This window comes from Streptomyces sp. NPDC059564, assembly GCF_042735575.1.
Lineage (GTDB): Bacteria > Actinomycetota > Actinomycetes > Streptomycetales > Streptomycetaceae > Streptomyces.
Window position 1 is genome coordinate 1 of record NZ_JBHWBP010000023.1, and the last position, 16,754, is coordinate 16,754.

The window sequence follows — 16,754 nt, forward strand, 5'->3', positions numbered from 1 at the left end:
ATGAGCTGTGCGTCGCCGCTGGCCATACCGGTGATGGCCTGGTCCTTGGCGCCGAAGTTGGCCGCGCCGCCGAAGCCCGGGAGGGCCTCCCAGCCCGTCCACTGGCCGTTGCTGAAACGGGCCGTGTGGTAGAGGTTGCCGTCGTTGCCGGTGGCGAGGGTCTGCGTCGAGCCGTCGGGGGTCGCGGCGATCGACTCCTGCGAGGCGTTGAAGAAGGGCGCGCTGCCGAAGCCGTTCAGCGCCTGGAACGAGCTCCAGCTCCCGTCGGCGACCCGGGTGGCGTGGTAGATGTCGCCGGCCTTGCTGACCGGTGCCGGCGGGGTGGTGTCGCCGGGGTACGGGTCCGAGTGGTCCGAGCCCAGGTTGGCGGCCGCGCCGCAGCTGCCCCAGGCGCCGGCGCCCTGGCCGGCCAGGATCTTCTCGGCGATCAGGATCTGCTGCTTCTTGGTGGCCTGGTGGGGGTAGGCGGCGTAGGCCCGCCCGCCGAAGGAGTCCCAGGTGCTCTTGAGTATCTGGAGACCGCCGTAGTAGCCGTTGCCGGTGTTGATGCTCCAGTTGTCGGTGCTCTCGCAGTGGGCGACCCGGTCCCAGGTGGAGACCGAGGCGGCCTGCGCGGAGCCGGCTCCGATCGTCGACAGGGCGACGGCGGCGAGCGCGGTGGCGGTGATGGCGGCGAGGCGGGGGCGGCGGGCGGCGCTACGGGACATCGCGAGGGTCTCTCTCTGCTACGGCTGCTGGCGGGAAGGGCGGAAGGGCGGCGCGGCGGGGGCCGGCCCACCGGGCGGGTGGGCCGGCCCCGGGGACTCAGTTGCGGGTGGCGAGCATCTGGGCGCTGCCGTCGGGGAGGCCGGCGATGGCGACCTTCTGGGCGCCCATGCCGGTGGCCCACCAGCCCTGCCAGGAGCCGCTGGCGTAGCGGGCGGCGTGGTAGGTCTTGCCGTCGTTGCCGACGGCGATCATCTGGGTGTCGCCGTTGGGCATTCCGGTGATGGCGAGGCTGGTGGCGGCGAAGTTGGGGGCGCCGCCGTAGCCGTCGACCTTGGCCCAGCCCTGGTAGGTGCCGTCGGCGTTGCGGATGTTGTGGTAGACGAAGCCGTCGTTGCCGGTGGCGAGGAGCTGGGTGCTGCCGTTGGGGAGGGCGGCGATGGCGATGTTGCCGGCCTGGAAGGTGGCGGCGGTGCCGAGGCCCGCGACGGCGTTCCAGCTGGACCAGGTGCCGTCGGTGGCGCGGATGGCGTGGTAGATGTTGCCGTCGTTGCCGACGATGAGGGTCTGCATGGTGCCGTCGGCGAGGCCGGCGGTGGCGATCTTCTTGGCCTGCCAGGTGCCGACGGGGGTCCAGCCCTGCCAGGAGCCGTTCTTGAAGCGGGCGTTGTGGTAGATCTTGCTGTCGTTGCCGATGGCCATGAGCTGTGCGTCGCCGCTGGCCATACCGGTGATGGCCTGGTCCTTGGCGCCGAAGTTGGCCGCGCCGCCGAAGCCCGGGAGGGCCTCCCAGCCGGTCCAGGAACGGTCCGAGAAGCGGGCGGTGTGGTAGAGGTTGCCGTCGTTGCCGGTGGCGAGGGTCTGGGTCGAGCCGTCGGGGGTCGCGGCGATCGACTCCTGCGAGGCGTTGAAGAAGGCGGCGCCGCCGAAGCCGTTCAGCGGGGCGAAGCCCTCCCAGTTGCCGTCGGCCAGACGCGTGGCGTGGAAGATGTCACCGGCCTTGCTGACCGGAGCCGTGGGCGTCTCCGACAGACCGGACGGGCCGACGAAGGCCAGGGCCCGGCCGGCGCCCACCGGGCTGGAGTTGGTCTTCCAGTTGAACCAGCTGCGGAAGCGCACGCCGCCGCTCTCGTTGCCGCCGACGGTCTGGATGCTGTCCCCGTCGACCGCGACGACGATGTTGACGTGGTCGGCGTCCCCGTCGTTGAGGCTGCCGTCCTTGTCGTAGAGGACCGCGTCGCCGACCTGCGGGCTGCCGTGCAGCGTCCCCTTGTTCTTGCCGTACTGGTAGATGCTGACGGCCGCCGGGGTGATGCCGGAGACGTTCGCGCCGGCCTTGTTCCACACCCACTCGGTGAACTCGGCGCACCAGGCGCCGGGGTACTGGCAGTTGTAGTCGCCGCAGGTGCCGCCGACCTCGCCCCGGGCGATCGAGGCGACGGTCTGGGACTCGGCCTGGGCCGAGACCGCCGGCAGGGCGACGGCCAGCATCGGCGCGGCGACGAAGGTGGTGAGGGCGATGGTGAGCATGCGGGAGGAGCGACGCGTGGTCATGGTGGTGTCTCCAAGAGGACATGGCGGCCCGAGGCGTCAGGGCCGGGGAAGTGGGTTCAGACGGTGTTGCGAAGTCGAGTGGGCGGCGGCGCCTTCGTCCGGAGCCCCGGGTGGGGGAGGACGGCGCGGCGGCCTGGTCGCCGGTGGAGCGACAGCTGCCCTGCAGGAACAGCGGTCGGAAGGCCGGGCGGGTGGAGCGGGTGGAGCGGACGGCCCGGGGGCCGTGCGGGTGGATCAGCTGGACATCAGGGGGCCGGGGCGGCAGTAGCCGCGGGCCGCGCCCGTCCTGAGGACGAGGGAGAGCAGGCCGTACGCCTTCTCCTCGGCGGCGGCGTTGTTCTCCGCCCGGACGAACAGGGCGACGTGCATGCCCTGCGGCTGTGGACGGACCCGGACGTGTTCGAGTGCGTGCTGCGGGCCGGCGTGGGCCCACAGGGCGTCCTGGAGGAGGCTCGCCCCGCTCTCGGTCCCCGGTGCGCCGGTGTTGCTGCGCAGGGGCATCCGGACGAGGAGCATGTGGTCAGTCCCACCCGATGACATCGCCGGCGGCGGCGCAGGTGCCGTGCGTTCTGGTGGATTTCGACATGACTGTGCCCCCCGGGCTTTCGACGAGTCTCTGGTGGTGGTGACCGGAGGAGCTTCGGGTTTTTCTTTTCCCGCCGCCCTTCCGGTGAGCACCATCCTGCTAGGCCGGGAAGGCCCGGGGAAGGCTTCAGGACCGGCACCAAGGGGCCTGACAGCTTGGTGCCAGCGGGGGTCGCGGAAGGGCCGTCGAGGGGGGTGCCGCAGGGTTGCCGAGGGGCTGCCGAGGGGCTGCCGAGGGGCCGTCGAGGCGCCGTCGAGGAGCTGTCGTGGAGCCGTCGAGCCGTGCTCAGGGCCGTGAATAACGCTCCCGCAGGCGGTACTTGAGCACCTTGCGCAGGGCGTCGTTGCGGGGCAGCGCCTCCACGAGCTCCAGCTGCTCGGGAAGCTTGTGCGGCGACAGCCCCTGGGAGCGCAGGTACGCGGTCACCCGGGCCAGGGTCAGCGGGGCCGCGCCCGCCGGCTGCTCGACCACGGCGCAGACGCGCTCGCCGCGCTCGGGGTCGGGCAGGCCGATGACGGCGACGTCGCCGACGGCCGGGAGCTGGTGGAGGAGGTCCTCGATCTCCTTCGCCGAGATGTTCTCCCCCTTGCGGATGATCACGTCCTTGCTGCGGCCCGTGAGGACGAGGTGGCCGGACGGGGTGAGGTGGCCGAGGTCGCCGGTGATCAGGTAGCCGTCGGCGTCGAAGGCCTCCGCGGCGGTGTCCGCGCGGTTCAGGTAGCCCCGGCAGACGGCCTCGCCGCGCAGCCGCACCTCGCCGTCCGTGCCGGCGGGCAGCGGGGCGCCGTCCGGGGTGGTGATGCGGATGGACATGCCCCGCGGGGGGCGGCCCTCGGTGGTGGCGAGGTTCTCCGGGGTGTCGTCGGGGGAGCCCATGGTGATCATGGGGACCTCGGTCATGCCGTAGCCGTGGGTGAGCTGGCAGCCCAGCTCGCGGACCACCGCGTGGTACAGCTCCGGGGGCTTGGGGGCGCCGCCGCCCGCCAGCAGGCGCAGGCTCGGGATGAGCCGCGTACCGGGGTCCTTGCGCTGCTCGGCGAGGAACATCGAGTAGAAGGCGGTGGAGCCGCCCGCGACGGTGACCCCGTGGCGGCGGTACCCGGCCAGGGCGTCCGGCAGCGCGAACTTCTCGAAGAGCACCGCGGGGAACCCGTACAGGAGCAGCATCACCAGGTAGTCGGGGCCGCCTATGTGCGCGTACGGGAACGCCATCGAGCCGGTGTCGGCGGGGGTCAGCTTCAGGGCGTGGGCGAGGCAGGAGCCGCCCGCGATCAGCGAGCGGTCGGTGTGCAGGACGCCCTTGGGGTCGGAGGTGGTGCCGGAGGTCCAGTAGATCCAGCGCACGGAGGTCCCGTCGGCGGGCGGCGGGGGCAGGACGGCCGGGTCGCCGTCGGGGAGGTCCCCGTACGCCTCGAAGACCCCGCGCGCGCCGAGCCGGGCGGCCATCGCGGTGTGGTCGAAGCCGCGCCAGACGCCGGGGACGGCGAAGAACTCCGCCTTGGCCTCGCGCAGCGCGAAGCCGGTCTCGCGGTCGCGGTAGAAGGGGATCACGGGCGACTGGACGGCGCCGAGGCGGGCGAGGGCGAGCGAGAGCAGCACCGTCTCGATGCGGGTCGGCAGCTGCCAGGCGACGACCGTGCCGGGGCGCACGCCCATGCCGTACAGGCCCGCGGCGGCGCGTTCGGCGCGCTCGCGCAGTCCGGCGAAGGTCAGGGTGCGGTCGTCGGCCGGGTCCTCGGCGGCCTCGACGAGGACGGGTGCGTCCGGGGTGAGGGCGGCCCGGCGGGCGACCAGCTCCCACAGGGTGGCGGAGCGGCTCAGTTCGGTGGCCGCTGTTCCGGCGGCGGTGGCGGCCGCGTCCGTCTCGGTGTCCGTCATCCCGGACCTCCCCTGGGCAAGGTAACCGACAGTTCTGACGGTGAGTCAGATCAAGCGCAGAGCGTAGGGCTCGGACGCTTGTCGGTCCAGGGGTGGCGGAGCTAGCTTGTTTCTGACGATCCATCAGATTGGGATTGGGGAGACTGACCATGGATGCGGAACTGCCTCGGATCATCAGCGTCGACGACCACGTGATCGAACCGGCCCACCTGTTCGACGTGTGGCTGCCGGCCAAGTACCGGGACCGCGGCCCCAAGGCCCTCACCGCGGGCATCGGCGAACTCGTCTACACCGGCGGCAAGTACGTCATCTCCATGGACCCCGACGGCCCGCCGACCGACTGGTGGATCTACGAGGACCTCAAGTTCCCGTACAAGCGCAACATCGCCGCCGTCGGCTTCGACCGTGACGACATGACCCTGGAGGGCATCACCCGCGAGGAGATGCGCCGCGGCTGCTGGGACCCCAAGGCACGCCTCGCCGACATGGACCTCAACCACGTCGAGGCCTCCCTGTGCTTCCCGACCTTCCCTCGCTTCTGCGGGCAGACCTTCGCGGAGGCCCACGACAAGGAGGTGGCCCTGGCCTGCGTGCGCGCGTACAACGACTGGATGGTCGAGGAGTGGTGCGGCGACAGCGGCGGCCGCCTCATCCCGCTGTGCATCATCCCGCTGTGGGACATCGACCTCGCCGTCGCCGAGATCCGCCGCAACGCCGCCCGCGGGGTGCGCGCGGTGACCTTCTCCGAGATCCCGACGTACCTGGGGCTGCCGTCGATCCACTCCGGCTACTGGGACCCGTTCTTCGCCGTCTGCCAGGAGACCGGCACGGTCGTCAACATGCACATCGGGTCCAGCTCCCAGATGCCCGCCGCGTCCCCCGACGCCCCGCCCGCCGTCCAGGCCTCGCTGAGCTTCAACAACGCGATGGCCTCGATGATGGACTTCCTCTTCAGCGGCGTCCTGGTGAAGTTCCCGACGCTCACGCTCGCCTACAGCGAGGGCCAGATGGGCTGGATCCCGTACGCCCTGGAACGCGCCGACGACGTGTGGCGCGAGCACCGCGCCTGGGGCGGGGTCCGCGACCTGATCCCCGAGCCGCCGTCCACGTACTACTACCGGCAGATCTACTGCTGCTTCTTCCGCGACAAGCACGGCATCGCCTCGCTGGACGTCGTCGGCCGCGACAACGCCACCTTCGAGACCGACTACCCGCACGTGGACTCGACCTTCCCGCACACCAAGGAGGTCGCCCTCGACCACGTGAAGGGCCTGGACGCGGAGACCGTCCACAAGCTGATGCGCGGCAACGCCATCCGGATGCTCGGCCTGGACCTCGTCTGATGGACCTGACCTACACCGAGGAGGAAGAGGAGTTCCGGGCCCGCCTGCGCGAATGGCTCGGCAAGACCCTGCCCGAGCTGCCCGCCAAGCCCTCCCCGGACGACTGGCCCGGGCGGCGTGCGTACGACCTCGGCTGGCAGCGCAGGCTGTACGACGCCGGGTACGCGGGCCTGCACTGGCCGGTGGACGCGGGCGGGCGCGGCGCCACGCCGACGCAGCACCTGATCTTCCTGGAGGAGACCGAGCGCGCGGGAGCCCCGTACGTGGGCGCGAACTTCGTCGGCCTGCTGCACGCCGGCCCCACCATCGCCGCCGAGGGCACCGCAGAGCAGCGCGCCCGCTGGCTGCCGCCCGTGCTGCGCGGGGACGAGGTGTGGTGCCAGGGCTTCAGCGAGCCCGACGCGGGCTCCGACCTGGCCTCCCTGCGCACGCGGGCGGTGCGCGACGGGGACGCGTACGTGGTCAGCGGCTCGAAGATCTGGACCTCGCACGCGGAGGTCGCCGACTGGTGCGAGCTGCTCGTACGCACCGGTCCCGCCGCCCCCAAGCACCGGGGGATCTCCTGGCTGGCCATGCCGATGGACGCGCCGGGGGTCACCGTACGGCCGCTGCGCACGCTCGCCGGATCGGCCGAGTTCGCGGAGGTGTTCCTCGACGAGGTGCGGATCCCGGTCGCGAACCGGGTCGGGGCGGAGAACGACGGCTGGCGGGTCACGATGGTGACCCTGTCCTTCGAGCGGGGCACCGCCTTCGTCGGCGAGGTCGTCGCCTGCCGCCGGACGCTCGCGGGACTGGCCCGGGCCGCGAAGGCCAACGGGCGCTGGGACGATCCCGTCCTACGTCACACCCTCGGTCGGCTCTACGGGGAGTTCGGGGCCCTGTGGAGGCTGACGCAGTGGAACGTGAGCGAGTCACAGCGCTCGGACGGCGTCCCGGGCGCGGGCGGCAGCGTCTTCAAGCTGGCGTACTCGCACGCGCGGCAGGAGCTGTACGACGCGGCGGCCGAGGTGCTCGGCGCGGGCTCCCTCGCCCTGGAGGAGGAGTGGGTCCTGGACCGGCTCTCGTCCCTCTCGTACACGATCGCGGCGGGCACCTCGCAGATCCAGCGGAACATCGTCGCCGAGCGGATCCTCGGCCTCCCGAAGGGGCGGTGACGCCATGGACTTCCAGCCGACCGAGGAACAGCGGGACCTGCGGGCGGGCGTCCGGGACCTGCTCGCCGGGCGGTACGGCCGCGAGGCCCTGAGGGCGTCGGTGGACGGCGGGGGAACCCTGGACCGGGCCCTGTGGCGGGAGCTGGGCGCGGCGGGCTTCTTCGCGCTGCGCCTGCCGGAGGCGGAGGGCGGGGTCGGGCTGGGCCTGCCCGAGGCGGTCCTCGTCTTCGAGGAGGCCGGGCGGGCGCTGCTGCCGGGGCCGCTGGTGGCCACCCATCTGGCCGCCGGGGTGGTCCCGGGGGCGGCGGAGGGGACCGCCGTGGTCACCGCCTTCGACCTGGAGGGGCCGCTGGTCACGCACCTGGGGGAGGCCGACGCGGTGCTCGGGGGCGGGGGCGGGGCCGTTCCGGCGGGGGAGCCGGTGCGTTCCGTGGACCCGCTGACGCCGCTGTGGCGGGCCGGCGGGCACGCAGGGGATCTCGGCACCTACCGGGAGGAGGGGGCGCTGCTGACGGCGGCCCTCCAGGCGGGGAGCGCGCTGCGGACGGTGGAGCTGGCGGTGCGGTACGCGGGGGAGCGCGAGCAGTTCGGGCAGCCGATCGGGGCGTTCCAGGCGGTCAAGCACCTGTGCGCGCGGATGCTGGTGCGGGCCGAGCTGGCCCGTACGGCCGTCTACGCGGCGGCCGTCACGGGGGACGGCGCCGAGATCGCGGCGGCCAAGCTGCTCGCCGACGAGGCGGCGGTGCGCGGCGCGCGGGACTGCCTCCAGGTGTACGGCGGGATGGGCTTCACCTGGGAGGCGGACGTGCACCTGCACCTGAAGCGGGCGTGGGTCCGGGCGGAGCAGTGGCGCACGGCGGCCGGGGCGCGGGAACTGCTGGCGGAGCGGCTGCTGGAGGAGGCGGCGCCGTAGCAGGCTGTGACGGCGGCGGGGCACGGGGCGCGGGGCCGGGGCACGGGAGGGGCGACGCGGGACGCATGTCCGATTACGGAGAGTTGATATCGGTTTGTGTCCTTCGCCTGCCCCGATGCGGGCCGGAGGCAGGGGTGTGCTCCGGTACGCTCCCACGAATGCGAGCGGTTGAGCGGCGTGAGCGTCGCACAGTATGCACCACGCCTACTCCTTCGCGCTGGAATATGCCCGAAGCGCTTGTTGTGGTGACTGTATGTCAACCATGCTGCTCGGCAAGGGGATCACGGTCGGTGATCCCATCCTGTCGCGAGGCGAAGTGTCCGCCGGTTCGGATGGTGTGAGCGGTGCAGGTGCTTCAGGTACAGCTGGAGGTAGGACCGGACCCCGCCGAGGTCGGCCGGGCCCGCCGGTGGGCCCGGTCCAGGCTGGCGGGGTCCGGGATAGGGGATGACGAGCCGCTCGCCGAGACCCTCATCCTGCTGATCTCCGAGCTGGTCACGAACGCGGTCGTGCACACGGGCTGTCCGGCCGTGCTGCGGATGCTGCTCGGGGGGCCGGGAGTGCGGGTCGAGGTCGCCGACGCGAGCTGCCGCGCGCCGTCCCGCCGGCAGGCCGCCGGTGACGACACCGGCGGGCGCGGGCTGGAGCTGGTGGACGGGCTCGCGGACCGGTGGGGCTGGCAGCGCGAGGGCGCGGGCAAACGCATCTGGTGCGAGATCGACCGCGCGGAGCCGTCGGGCGCGACGCGCCCGGACGAAAACTTTGCTCCGTGCCGGGAACCGCGCGTGTACCTCTAACGAGGTGTTGACGGTTCGTCACGTGTTGATCACCCTGGTGGTGAACGATTCGTCGCGAGGGGACGCCAAGGGTCCTGCCTTGACGAGTGCGGGTCGTGGGGTGGCGGCTGCCGTGCCGCGCTCGGGGCGCGCACGACCGCACGCCGCCACCCGCAGGTCACCTCTTCTTGACGCGCCGCTCGCACGGCTCGGCCCTGGCGGGCCTCCCCGGCTTCGCGGCGCTGCGCCGGACTCCGTCCGTCGGCGCCCGGGCGGGGTCTGTGGGACGGGCCGCGCTAGTCCCCGCCCATCGAGGCGCGCCACTGCCCCCGGGACAGATGTACGACTCCGTCCGGCGTGACGCGTGCCTCGGCCCCGTGGACCGGCAGGCCGCCCTCGGCGTTGAGCCGGGTCCGGATCCGCTCGACGGCATCCCAGAGCCTGCGGGGACCGCCCTGGTGCACCGTCGGCGGGTCGACCCATTCCCCGGTGGCCCGAGCCCAGGAACCGTCGGCGTGGACGAGCAGGGCCGTGCGCCGTCTGCCGTGGGCGCTGTAGTGGGACTGCACGGCTGTACGAAGTGGGCGTCGTACCGGGTCTGCTCCAGACGCCCGAGTACGCTTCCGTGCTCGCCGAGAGCGCCGTCAGGCGGGGGGCGATCACGGACGACCAGGCGAACGAGCGGGTCACGCTCGTCGCGGAGCGGCAGGCCGTGCTCGTCCGGTCGTCCCGGCCGTTGATCTTCGTGGTGCTGGACGAGAGCTGCATCCGTCGGCCCATCGGTGGACCCGCCGTCATGGACGCGCAGTTCGCGCGGCTGGTCGAGTTCGCCGAGCTGCCGAACACGGTGCTCCAGGTCGCTCCGTTCGACATGGGGGTTCGGCGGCCGTTCGACCTGCCGGTGACGGTGCTGACGCTGCCGGACCGCTCGCTCATGTCGTACGCGGAGTCCGCGCAACGAGGCCACCTGGAGCGGGAAAGCACTGCCGTGCTCCCCATACTGACGACCTACCATCAGCTACAGGCGGAAGCGCACTCACAGTCGGCATCTGTCGCCATGATCAACCAGCTGCGAAAGGGCACCCCGTGACGACCGAAACCCCCTGCTGGTTCACGTCCTCATACAGCAACAACGGCGGTCAGTGCATCGAGGTCGCCGCCAACCTCGTCGTCTCGCGCGGCGTGGTCCCTGTCCGCGACTCCAAGGACCCGAGTGGTCCGGTCCTGCATTTCCCGGCTGGTGCGTTCGCCGCGTTCGTGGCGGGCGTCAAGGGCGGGGAGATCGGTACCGCCTGACCGCTGGGGGAGGGCCCTGGCGGCGGATGTGCAACCGTGGGGTTGCGTCATGAGCGGGGACGTGCAACTCTGGAGTTGCATTGATGGTGTCCACGAAGGAGGCTCGTCATGGTTCAGGACCGGATCGAACGCGAAACCCTGATCGAAGCGCCCCTGGAGCGGGTCTGGTCGCTGGTGACCGAGCCCGGTTTCTGGGTGGCCGAACCGGAGCGCGTCGCCGGGACCGTCGCCCAGGAGGGCGAGTCCGTGGTCGCGAAGAACGCCGAGTACGGGGACTTCCCGGTGCGCGTGGAGAAGGTCGAGCCGCCGACGTACGTCGCGTACCGCTGGGCCAGCGCCTACCCCGGCCAGGAACTGAGCGGGGACAACACCACCCTCGTGGAGTTCACGCTGACGCAGGAGGGTGACAAGACCCGGCTGCGCGTCGTCGAGAGCGGCTTCGCGGGGATCGCCGGGTCCGAGGAACTGCGCGGCAAGGCGCTGGAGGACAACACCGGCGGCTGGCCGCAGGTGCTGGACGCCTTCAAGAAGCGGGTCGAGGAGTCCTCCGCGTGACGGACGCACACCCCGGCGCGGACGGCGCGGCCGAGGCGGTCGACGCCGTCCTCGCCGCGCTGGCCGACCCCACGCGGCGCCTGTTGCTCGACCTCCTCGCCGCGCGGGGCGAGGCCACCGCGACCACGCTGGCCGAGGGCGTCCCCGTCTCGAGGCAGGCGGTGGTCAAGCACCTCGCCGTGCTGGAGGCCGCCGGGCTGGTGACCGGGGGGCGGGTGGGGCGCGAGGTGCGGTACGAGGTCCGGCCGGCCGCACTGGGGGCGACCGCACGCTGGATGGCCGCCCTGGCCACCGACTGGGACCGCCGCCTGGCCCGCATCAAGCGGATCGCCGAGACGGCGGAGGCGGCGGAACGGGACGCCCCGTAGGGCATCGGCCTAGCGCGGGGCGGGCCAGGGGACGTCGGTTTCGGCCGGCTCGCCGTAGGTCACGCCGTCGACGCCCCAGCCGTACAGTTCGCGGACCTGGCCCATGAACCAGTCCGCACCGGCCCGGGCCGTTTCGAGCCCGCGCTCGGGATCCGCCCACAGCTCCCGGACGCGGTCCTGGACCCGGTCGTCCAGTTCCCAGCCGTCCAGCCGGATCCGCCCGGCCTCGTCCAGGGCCAGTGGGGTGCGGCCCTCCAGCTGGTCCCACAGGTCCACCGCCTGCTCGGCCGTGCTGCGGAATCCGTGCTCGCCCAGGGCGGTGCGGAGGAAGGCGGTGTACAGGGCGATGGAGGGGATCGCGCTGGAGGCCTGGGTGACGGCGGCTCCGGCCACGACCGTGAACGCGCGGCCGTCCTTCTCCTTGAGCGCGGGTGAGGCGTTCAGCTCGTGGGCCGTCCGCTCCAGGTGCTCCTTGGCCGCGCCGATGGTGCCCTGCCGGTACACGGGCGCGGTCACCTCCGACCCGACGTAGGTGAGGGCGGCGGTGGTGAACCCGTCCGCGAGGAGCCGGCGGGCGGCCAGGGCGCGCACCCACAGGGCCCAGTCGTCGCCGCCCATCACCGCGACCGTCGCCCGCGCTTCGTCCTCGGTCCCGGCCTCGATCCGGGCCCGGGTCACCTTCGGGTCCGCCCCGGAGAAGTCCAGCGCCGGTGCCTCGTAGGCGGCGCCGAGCGGCTTGATCACCGAGTGGTGGACCGTGCCCGTGGCGGGGTCGGTGCGGCGGGGTGCGGCGAGGCTGTAGATGAGGTGGTCGACGGGTCCGTAGTGCTGTTCCAGCAGGTCCAGGACGTGCGTCTTGGCATCCGTGGAGAAGGCGTCCGTGTTCACGAACCGGATGTCGTGGCCGTCTTCGGCGGCGAGCCTGGCGGCTTCCGCGGTGCGGTACCAGCCCGCGGTCGCGGTGCGGCGGCCGTTGTCGGCGCCCTCGAAGGCGACCCCGATGCCGCGGATGCCGTGCCGGCGCAGTCCGGTCAGGAGGGTGGCGAGCCCGTAGCCGGCGGAGTGGCCGAGGACGAGCGCGACCGGCCTGCGGCCGTCGGTGCGGGCCTCGACGCCCTCCCACATGCGGCGCACGGTCCGCGCGGCCCCTTCGGGGTGGGAGTTGACTATGAGGAAGCCGCGCTGCTTGTGCTCGATCTGGCGAAGGCTCACGTTGCGTCCGTTCCACTTGGTCCGAGGCGGCCGAAGCCCTGTCCCGGACGGCCGCCTTCAAGATCGTATCCACGACCCCCCGCCGACGGCTCATGACGAGTCAACACCCAGAACGCGTACGGTCCTTGTGCCCTTCGGCATTGACACCGGCGCCTTCCTCGTGGGCCGCCGGCCGGGGCCGGCCGAGCGGGGCGATGACGCTCACGGTGGCTCCGCGGGAGCGGAACCAGTGCTCCAAGTCGGGGCCGGCCAGGGGGTGGTGGGTGCCGGCCGGGTCTTCCAGGCGGGCCGGGCCGAAGACCGTTCCCGTCAGGCCCGCCACACGGGTGCGGTCGTCCAGGAGCACGTCGAAGGTGTTCTCCCGCAGCTCCGCGCCGCTGAGGTCCGCCCCGCGCAGGTCGGTGTCCAGCAGCGAGGCCCCCAGGATGCGGGCGCCGCGGAACCGGGCCCCGCGCGCGTCGGCCCCGTAGAGCTCCGCCCGGACCAGGTCGGCCCCGTCCAGGACGGCTCCGCGCAGGTCGGCCCCGTCCAGGTCGGCCCGTACGAAGCAGGCCCCGGTGGCATCGGCGCCGCTGAGGTCGGCCCCGGCGAGGTGGGCGCGGTAGAACTCGGTGCCGACCAGGCGGGCGCCGGCGAGCCGGGTCCCCGCGAACCAGGACTCCGCGAAGTCGGCGCCGTCCAGGACCGCCCCGCCGAGGTCGAGCCCCGCCATGTCGGTGCCGCCCCGCGCCCCGGCGCCCTCCCGGACCCACTCCCACAGCCGGTCGGCGGCCTCCGGGTCGGCGGGCGGCAGCACCCGCCAGGGCAGCACGGCGGGGCGCCGGTGCCAGTACCAGGCGGTGGCCGCCGGATCGGCGCCGATCTCCTCGCCACCGTCCGGCAGGGTCACGGCCCTGAAGCGGGCGTCGAGTTCCGCGAGCTGGGGCCGGAGGCCGTGGGCGCCCTCCAGCGCGTCCCGGGACCGGAGGTCCTCCCGGTACCGCTCGATCCCGTACCACCGCACGGGCGGCCACCCGGCCTCCATCCGGCAGACCAGGTCCGCCCAGGCCCACAGCCGCGGGTCGGTCCCCCCGGGGGCGAGCGGTACGTCCCGCACCACCTCGGGCAGCCCCCGCACGGCGGCCCGGGGGAAGGCCGCCACCCCGGCCTGCGTGGCGGTCACCCGGAAGCCGGCCGTCGCGCTGTTCTCGTCCTGCGGGTCCTCGTACTCCGGGTCGTCGACGCGCGCGAAGGTGGCGCCGCCGCCGGGGGTCAGGACGCGGTGGATCGAGGGGCAGGACCCCCAGTCCAGCAGCACGGTCGTTCCCAGGCCCCGGGCCAGGGCCCGCCCGAGGGCCTCGTCGGTGGGCGGGTCCGGGAGGGCGGGGACGGCGTAGACGCTGAGCACGCAGGCGATGTCGCCCCGGTCGAAGCGGTGGTGGTCGGCCGTGACGGGGGCCTCCCAGTTCCGCCCCTCGACCTCCCCGCGGGGCGCGACGTCGACGCCGCCCTCCCCCACCCCGAAGGCCTCCCCGAGCACCCGTACGAGGTCCTCCGGCGACATCTCCCCGGCGGTCATGAACCCGTACGCCCTGCCGTTCATCGCCACTCCGCCTTCCCCCGCGCTGGGGTGTCGTTTCCCCCTCCTGGGTGATGGTGGGGGCCGCTACTTTCAAAGTAATTTCAAAGTCATGACCACCGAAAACGCGGCCGTGAACTTCTCCGAGCTCGTGAACAAGAACAAGCAGACGCTGGCGCGCCTCAAGGACTCGCCGCGACTGGTGCTGCACCGCAGGGACGGGGAGGATCTGGTCCTCACCACGGCCGCCCGCGCCGAGCAGGACCAGACTGTGGTGTCGGCCGCCACCCGGATGTTGGTGGCCATGGCGAGACGGCAGCCGGGCAGCATGGAACTGCTGCTCGACATACTGCCGGACGCGTTCCCGTGGGTGAGGTTCCTGCCCGAGGCCGATGTGCACGCCTTCGCGGTCGACCTGGTCGACACCATGCGCGCCGCCGACTCCATCGGCAACAGCGCCTCCGTCGCCCAGGTCCTCGTCTCGTGGCAGCACACCGCCGAGGTCTACTCCGACCCCGAACTGCTGGCAGCGCTGACCACGGACCACGACGCGGACTACGGTCCGGTGCCCGACCCGGGGGGCGCATGAGCGCGGGTCGCGGCGACCGCGCGGCACCGCCGGCGCCCGAGGGCCAGTGGGAGGTGCGTTTCGCCGACGCCGCCGCGGCCAAGGGCTGGGAGTGCCTCGCCCGGCAGGCGCGTGAGAACACCTACCGTGCGTGGATCGTCATGCGGACGCAGCCCTGCCCAGCCACCGAGACACCTCGGCACCACCGCCTGAAGGGTCGACTGGCGCACGGAACCCATCGCGGACAGGTCTGCCAGCAGTGGCAGATCGAGGTCACCGGGGGCGGCAGGGTCTGGTACCTCCTCGACTCCGACCACGGCACCTGCTGGATCACTTTTGCCGGTACGGGTCATCCGTGTGCGACGGACGGCTGAGCGGGGGCCGCGTGACACGGGTGCGTGGGGGTGAGGGACAGGTGTTCCACGGGCCGGACGCGCCATTCGGGGCGCAGGCCGTCGCGCAGGACGATGCTGAAGCCGGCGGGCTCGCCGCGGTGGAGGGCGGCGAGGGCCTGGACGCGGCCGCCGCCGTCGGCCCAGTCGAGGGCCCGCGCGACTTCGGCGGGGGTCAGGGCGAAGGGGTGGGTGGTCCGGATCTGGAGGCGGATCAGCCGGACGGCGTGCTCGGGGGTGTCCAGCATGACGCGGTAGAGCAGTTCGGGGGGCCCGTCGTAGGCGTCCTTGTGGCAGACCGCCTCGAACCAGTAGCCGGTCCGGATCGACACCGTGTGGTCCCGGGCCCCGCTCCGCGCGGGTGGCCCGGGGGCGGGTGCGGACGGTCGCGTGATGGGCATGCGTGCACTCCTGCCGTCGCGGCGGGCCGCCGCCCCTTCGAGCCGTGACGAGCGGCGGGACGGGGCGGCGGTTGACTCCCCCAACTGGCGCATGAGCCGGGGGAATTGCGTCGCGCCGGGCCGATCCGGGGCGTCGCGCTTCGACGTTAGCGTTGGCTACGTATCCGTATCAACCGTTTGACGTCTAACGGGTGAGACGGCATATGCCAACCAGTTGTACTCGCAACCTCGCGGGCATGGAACGGCCTCCTGTCCGTGGCGGACAGGAGGCCGGGGGTGTGTCGGAGCGTCAGGCGAGGTCGTCGAACTCGCCGGCGGCTGCTCCGTCGATGAAGGCCCTGAGCTTCGCCCGGGAGGTCCGGATGACCACGCTGGGATCGTCGCTCTCGCGCATCAGGATCTCGCCATCCTGAACCGCGACTTCCAGGCAGTTACCCTCGGCGTCCGTCGACTTCGAGGACTTGCGCCACTGAATTTCCACTGTTTTCACGCCTTCACACTTGTTGCGCCATCTTGCGAATGAAATCGCGAGACCGTTCGGGGTCGTAGGACCTCTCCTCAGTCCGGTCCAGGACGGCCCGGTAGTTGGCGAGCCTCGTTTCGGCATCGAGGAACGCCGGACCGGTGGGAGTGTCCGTCTGCACGGTGTCGAGCTGCGGCACCGGGCCGTGTGCATAGAGTGTCGAACTTCCGGCGTTCGGGAAGCCGCCCACTTCGAACGGGATCACCCGGACGGTGACGTTGTCCCGCTCCGACTGCTTGAGGAGGTAGTCGAGCTGGCTGACGGTGATCTCCCGGCTTCCGAACCTCATGCGAAGTGCCGCTTCGTGGATCAGGAAGGTGAAGGAGGGCGCGTCCGCGCGGTCGATTACGTCGCGCCGCCGCATCCGGTGCGACAGCCTGCGGCGGAGTGCGGGCGGGCGTAGGGCCGGCACGGCCTCCTCGAACACGGCCCGTGCGTAGTCCTCGGTCTGGAGCAGTCCGGGCATGTGCATGATCTGCACGGCGCGAAGCGTGACGGCGTGGTGCTCAAGCTCGGCGAGGTCGAGCGCTCCAGCGGAAAGTTCGTCGCGGTACTCGTCCCACCAGCCGCGTCCGCGTTCGTCGGCGATGGCCGCGAGAGCGTCGACGTAGTCGGCGTCGGGGCAGCCGTAGTGGCTGGACCACGTCCGGACGCGCTCGCTGCTCACGCCGAAGCGGCCGCTCTCGATGCTGCTCATGGTGGTCCGGTCGGTGCTCAGCTGCGCCGCCGCGTCGGTGAGTGAAATCCCGGCCTGCTCGCGGATCTTCCTCAGTTCGGAACCCAAGCGGCGCTGGCGCGCCGTCGGTGCCTTCCTCGGTGGCATCGGCTCCCCTCCTGTCGGGTCACAGTGTGGCCCGAGGTCAGGTACAGGGTCTACCAGTCCCATATTTTAGGTGAAGCGGTCTCAAGCTTGATACGTAGCCGCTACTGTCTTCCTCGCACACCGCGTCGCGAGTCGCCAGTCCGAAGTGC

At 72.3% G+C, this 16,754-nt stretch carries 19 protein-coding genes and 1 pseudogene; 10 read left to right on the forward strand and 10 right to left on the reverse strand.

Annotated elements, in window-relative coordinates; all coding sequences use genetic code 11:
• From ACFV0Q_RS07255 to ACFV0Q_RS07270, 4 genes are all read right to left on the reverse strand, one after another.
• A partial coding sequence (locus ACFV0Q_RS07255) for a transglycosylase family protein (RefSeq protein ID WP_385001751.1) occupies positions 1 to 707 on the reverse strand: 707 nt, incomplete at its 3' end.
• Positions 708 to 804: 97 nt separating this feature from the next.
• A complete protein-coding gene (locus tag ACFV0Q_RS07260; protein ID WP_385001754.1) occupies positions 805 to 2,259 on the reverse strand; it encodes a CHAP domain-containing protein in 1,455 nt (484 codons plus the stop codon).
• A 234-nt stretch (positions 2,260 to 2,493) separates the two neighbouring features.
• The gene (locus tag ACFV0Q_RS07265) at positions 2,494 to 2,775 is read right to left on the reverse strand and encodes a hypothetical protein (protein ID WP_385001757.1); all 282 of its coding nucleotides are present in this window, start codon (positions 2,773 to 2,775) and stop codon (positions 2,494 to 2,496) included.
• 355 nt (positions 2,776 to 3,130) lie between these two features.
• Complete coding sequence (locus ACFV0Q_RS07270; protein ID WP_385001760.1) at positions 3,131 to 4,723, reverse strand: class I adenylate-forming enzyme family protein; 1,593 nt, start codon at positions 4,721 to 4,723, stop codon at positions 3,131 to 3,133.
• Positions 4,724 to 4,872: 149 nt separating this feature from the next.
• On the opposite strand from ACFV0Q_RS07270, the gene ACFV0Q_RS07275 reads away from it, so the two are divergent.
• From ACFV0Q_RS07275 to ACFV0Q_RS07290, 4 genes are all read left to right on the forward strand, one after another.
• Positions 4,873 to 6,066 carry an amidohydrolase family protein gene (locus tag ACFV0Q_RS07275; protein ID WP_385001763.1) on the forward strand — a complete coding sequence of 398 codons (1,194 nt, stop codon included), beginning with the start codon at positions 4,873 to 4,875 and terminating at the stop codon, positions 6,064 to 6,066.
• The gene (locus tag ACFV0Q_RS07280; protein ID WP_385001766.1) at positions 6,066 to 7,220 is read left to right on the forward strand and encodes an acyl-CoA dehydrogenase; all 1,155 of its coding nucleotides are present in this window, start codon (positions 6,066 to 6,068) and stop codon (positions 7,218 to 7,220) included. The genes ACFV0Q_RS07275 and ACFV0Q_RS07280 overlap by 1 nt, the downstream gene beginning before the upstream one ends.
• Before the next feature lie 4 nt (positions 7,221 to 7,224).
• A complete protein-coding gene (locus ACFV0Q_RS07285) occupies positions 7,225 to 8,133 on the forward strand; it encodes an acyl-CoA dehydrogenase family protein (RefSeq protein ID WP_385001769.1) in 909 nt (302 codons plus the stop codon).
• Between the two features lie 344 nt (positions 8,134 to 8,477).
• Positions 8,478 to 8,930, forward strand: coding sequence for an ATP-binding protein (locus tag ACFV0Q_RS07290; protein WP_385001772.1), 453 nt, complete (start codon positions 8,478 to 8,480; stop codon positions 8,928 to 8,930).
• 275 nt (positions 8,931 to 9,205) lie between these two features.
• Here ACFV0Q_RS07290 and ACFV0Q_RS07295 read toward each other — a convergent pair whose 3' ends face one another.
• Positions 9,206 to 9,478, reverse strand: coding sequence for a hypothetical protein (locus tag ACFV0Q_RS07295; RefSeq protein ID WP_385001774.1), 273 nt, complete (start codon positions 9,476 to 9,478; stop codon positions 9,206 to 9,208).
• On the opposite strand from ACFV0Q_RS07295, the pseudogene ACFV0Q_RS07300 reads away from it, so the two are divergent.
• From ACFV0Q_RS07300 to ACFV0Q_RS07315, 4 genes and pseudogenes are all read left to right on the forward strand, one after another.
• Positions 9,478 to 9,999, forward strand: a pseudogene (locus ACFV0Q_RS07300) (DUF5753 domain-containing protein); the annotation flags it as partial. The gene ACFV0Q_RS07295 and the pseudogene ACFV0Q_RS07300 sit on opposite strands and share 1 nt — an antisense overlap.
• Positions 9,996 to 10,205 carry a DUF397 domain-containing protein gene (locus ACFV0Q_RS07305; protein ID WP_385001777.1) on the forward strand — a complete coding sequence of 70 codons (210 nt, stop codon included), beginning with the start codon at positions 9,996 to 9,998 and terminating at the stop codon, positions 10,203 to 10,205. The pseudogene ACFV0Q_RS07300 and the gene ACFV0Q_RS07305, both read left to right, overlap by 4 nt.
• Before the next feature lie 108 nt (positions 10,206 to 10,313).
• Positions 10,314 to 10,760, forward strand: coding sequence for an SRPBCC domain-containing protein (locus ACFV0Q_RS07310; protein WP_385001780.1), 447 nt, complete (start codon positions 10,314 to 10,316; stop codon positions 10,758 to 10,760).
• Complete coding sequence (locus ACFV0Q_RS07315; RefSeq protein WP_385001783.1) at positions 10,757 to 11,128, forward strand: ArsR/SmtB family transcription factor; 372 nt, start codon at positions 10,757 to 10,759, stop codon at positions 11,126 to 11,128. The genes ACFV0Q_RS07310 and ACFV0Q_RS07315 overlap by 4 nt, the downstream gene beginning before the upstream one ends.
• A gap of 9 nt (positions 11,129 to 11,137) precedes the next feature.
• Here the strand turns inward: ACFV0Q_RS07315 and ACFV0Q_RS07320 are convergent, their stop codons facing one another.
• Both ACFV0Q_RS07320 and ACFV0Q_RS07325 read right to left on the reverse strand, forming a co-directional pair.
• Positions 11,138 to 12,340, reverse strand: coding sequence for an enoyl-[acyl-carrier-protein] reductase FabV (locus ACFV0Q_RS07320; RefSeq protein ID WP_385001786.1), 1,203 nt, complete (start codon positions 12,338 to 12,340; stop codon positions 11,138 to 11,140).
• A gap of 100 nt (positions 12,341 to 12,440) precedes the next feature.
• Positions 12,441 to 13,922: a pentapeptide repeat-containing protein gene (locus ACFV0Q_RS07325; protein WP_385001789.1), complete on the reverse strand. Its 1,482-nt coding sequence runs from the start codon at positions 13,920 to 13,922 to the stop codon at positions 12,441 to 12,443.
• 88 nt (positions 13,923 to 14,010) lie between these two features.
• Between ACFV0Q_RS07325 and ACFV0Q_RS07330 the strand changes: the two genes are divergently transcribed.
• The gene (locus ACFV0Q_RS07330) at positions 14,011 to 14,487 is read left to right on the forward strand and encodes a hypothetical protein (protein WP_385001792.1); all 477 of its coding nucleotides are present in this window, start codon (positions 14,011 to 14,013) and stop codon (positions 14,485 to 14,487) included.
• Positions 14,484 to 14,840, forward strand: a complete 357-nt coding sequence (locus tag ACFV0Q_RS07335) for a hypothetical protein (protein ID WP_385001795.1) — start codon at positions 14,484 to 14,486, stop codon at positions 14,838 to 14,840. Before ACFV0Q_RS07330 ends, ACFV0Q_RS07335 begins: the two co-directional genes overlap by 4 nt.
• Here ACFV0Q_RS07335 and ACFV0Q_RS07340 read toward each other — a convergent pair.
• The 3 genes from ACFV0Q_RS07340 to ACFV0Q_RS07350 form a co-directional block, all read right to left on the reverse strand.
• Positions 14,816 to 15,259, reverse strand: a complete 444-nt coding sequence (locus ACFV0Q_RS07340) for a hypothetical protein (protein ID WP_385001798.1) — start codon at positions 15,257 to 15,259, stop codon at positions 14,816 to 14,818. The genes ACFV0Q_RS07335 and ACFV0Q_RS07340 overlap by 25 nt on opposite strands.
• Before the next feature lie 289 nt (positions 15,260 to 15,548).
• Positions 15,549 to 15,740 carry a DUF397 domain-containing protein gene (locus tag ACFV0Q_RS07345; protein WP_385001876.1) on the reverse strand — a complete coding sequence of 64 codons (192 nt, stop codon included), beginning with the start codon at positions 15,738 to 15,740 and terminating at the stop codon, positions 15,549 to 15,551.
• 13 nt (positions 15,741 to 15,753) lie between these two features.
• Complete coding sequence (locus ACFV0Q_RS07350) at positions 15,754 to 16,605, reverse strand: helix-turn-helix domain-containing protein (protein WP_385001879.1); 852 nt, start codon at positions 16,603 to 16,605, stop codon at positions 15,754 to 15,756.
• Positions 16,606 to 16,754: the final 149 nt, after the last annotated feature.

Excerpts from the sequence above, each read along its gene's own strand:
- ACFV0Q_RS07260 (WP_385001754.1), bottom strand. The coding sequence starts at position 2,259 with ATGACCACGCGTCGCTCCTCCCGCATGCTCACCATCGCCCTCACCACC.
- ACFV0Q_RS07265 (WP_385001757.1), bottom strand. The coding sequence starts at position 2,775 with ATGCTCCTCGTCCGGATGCCCCTGCGCAGCAACACCGGCGCACCGGGG.
- ACFV0Q_RS07270 (WP_385001760.1), bottom strand. The coding sequence starts at position 4,723 with ATGACGGACACCGAGACGGACGCGGCCGCCACCGCCGCCGGAACAGCG.
- ACFV0Q_RS07275 (WP_385001763.1), top strand. The coding sequence starts at position 4,873 with ATGGATGCGGAACTGCCTCGGATCATCAGCGTCGACGACCACGTGATC.
- ACFV0Q_RS07280 (WP_385001766.1), top strand. The coding sequence starts at position 6,066 with ATGGACCTGACCTACACCGAGGAGGAAGAGGAGTTCCGGGCCCGCCTG.
- ACFV0Q_RS07285 (WP_385001769.1), top strand. The coding sequence starts at position 7,225 with ATGGACTTCCAGCCGACCGAGGAACAGCGGGACCTGCGGGCGGGCGTC.
- ACFV0Q_RS07310 (WP_385001780.1), top strand. The coding sequence starts at position 10,314 with ATGGTTCAGGACCGGATCGAACGCGAAACCCTGATCGAAGCGCCCCTG.
- ACFV0Q_RS07325 (WP_385001789.1), bottom strand. The coding sequence starts at position 13,922 with ATGAACGGCAGGGCGTACGGGTTCATGACCGCCGGGGAGATGTCGCCG.
- ACFV0Q_RS07330 (WP_385001792.1), top strand. The coding sequence starts at position 14,011 with ATGACCACCGAAAACGCGGCCGTGAACTTCTCCGAGCTCGTGAACAAG.
- ACFV0Q_RS07335 (WP_385001795.1), top strand. The coding sequence starts at position 14,484 with ATGAGCGCGGGTCGCGGCGACCGCGCGGCACCGCCGGCGCCCGAGGGC.
- ACFV0Q_RS07340 (WP_385001798.1), bottom strand. The coding sequence starts at position 15,259 with ATGCCCATCACGCGACCGTCCGCACCCGCCCCCGGGCCACCCGCGCGG.
- ACFV0Q_RS07350 (WP_385001879.1), bottom strand. The coding sequence starts at position 16,605 with ATGCCACCGAGGAAGGCACCGACGGCGCGCCAGCGCCGCTTGGGTTCC.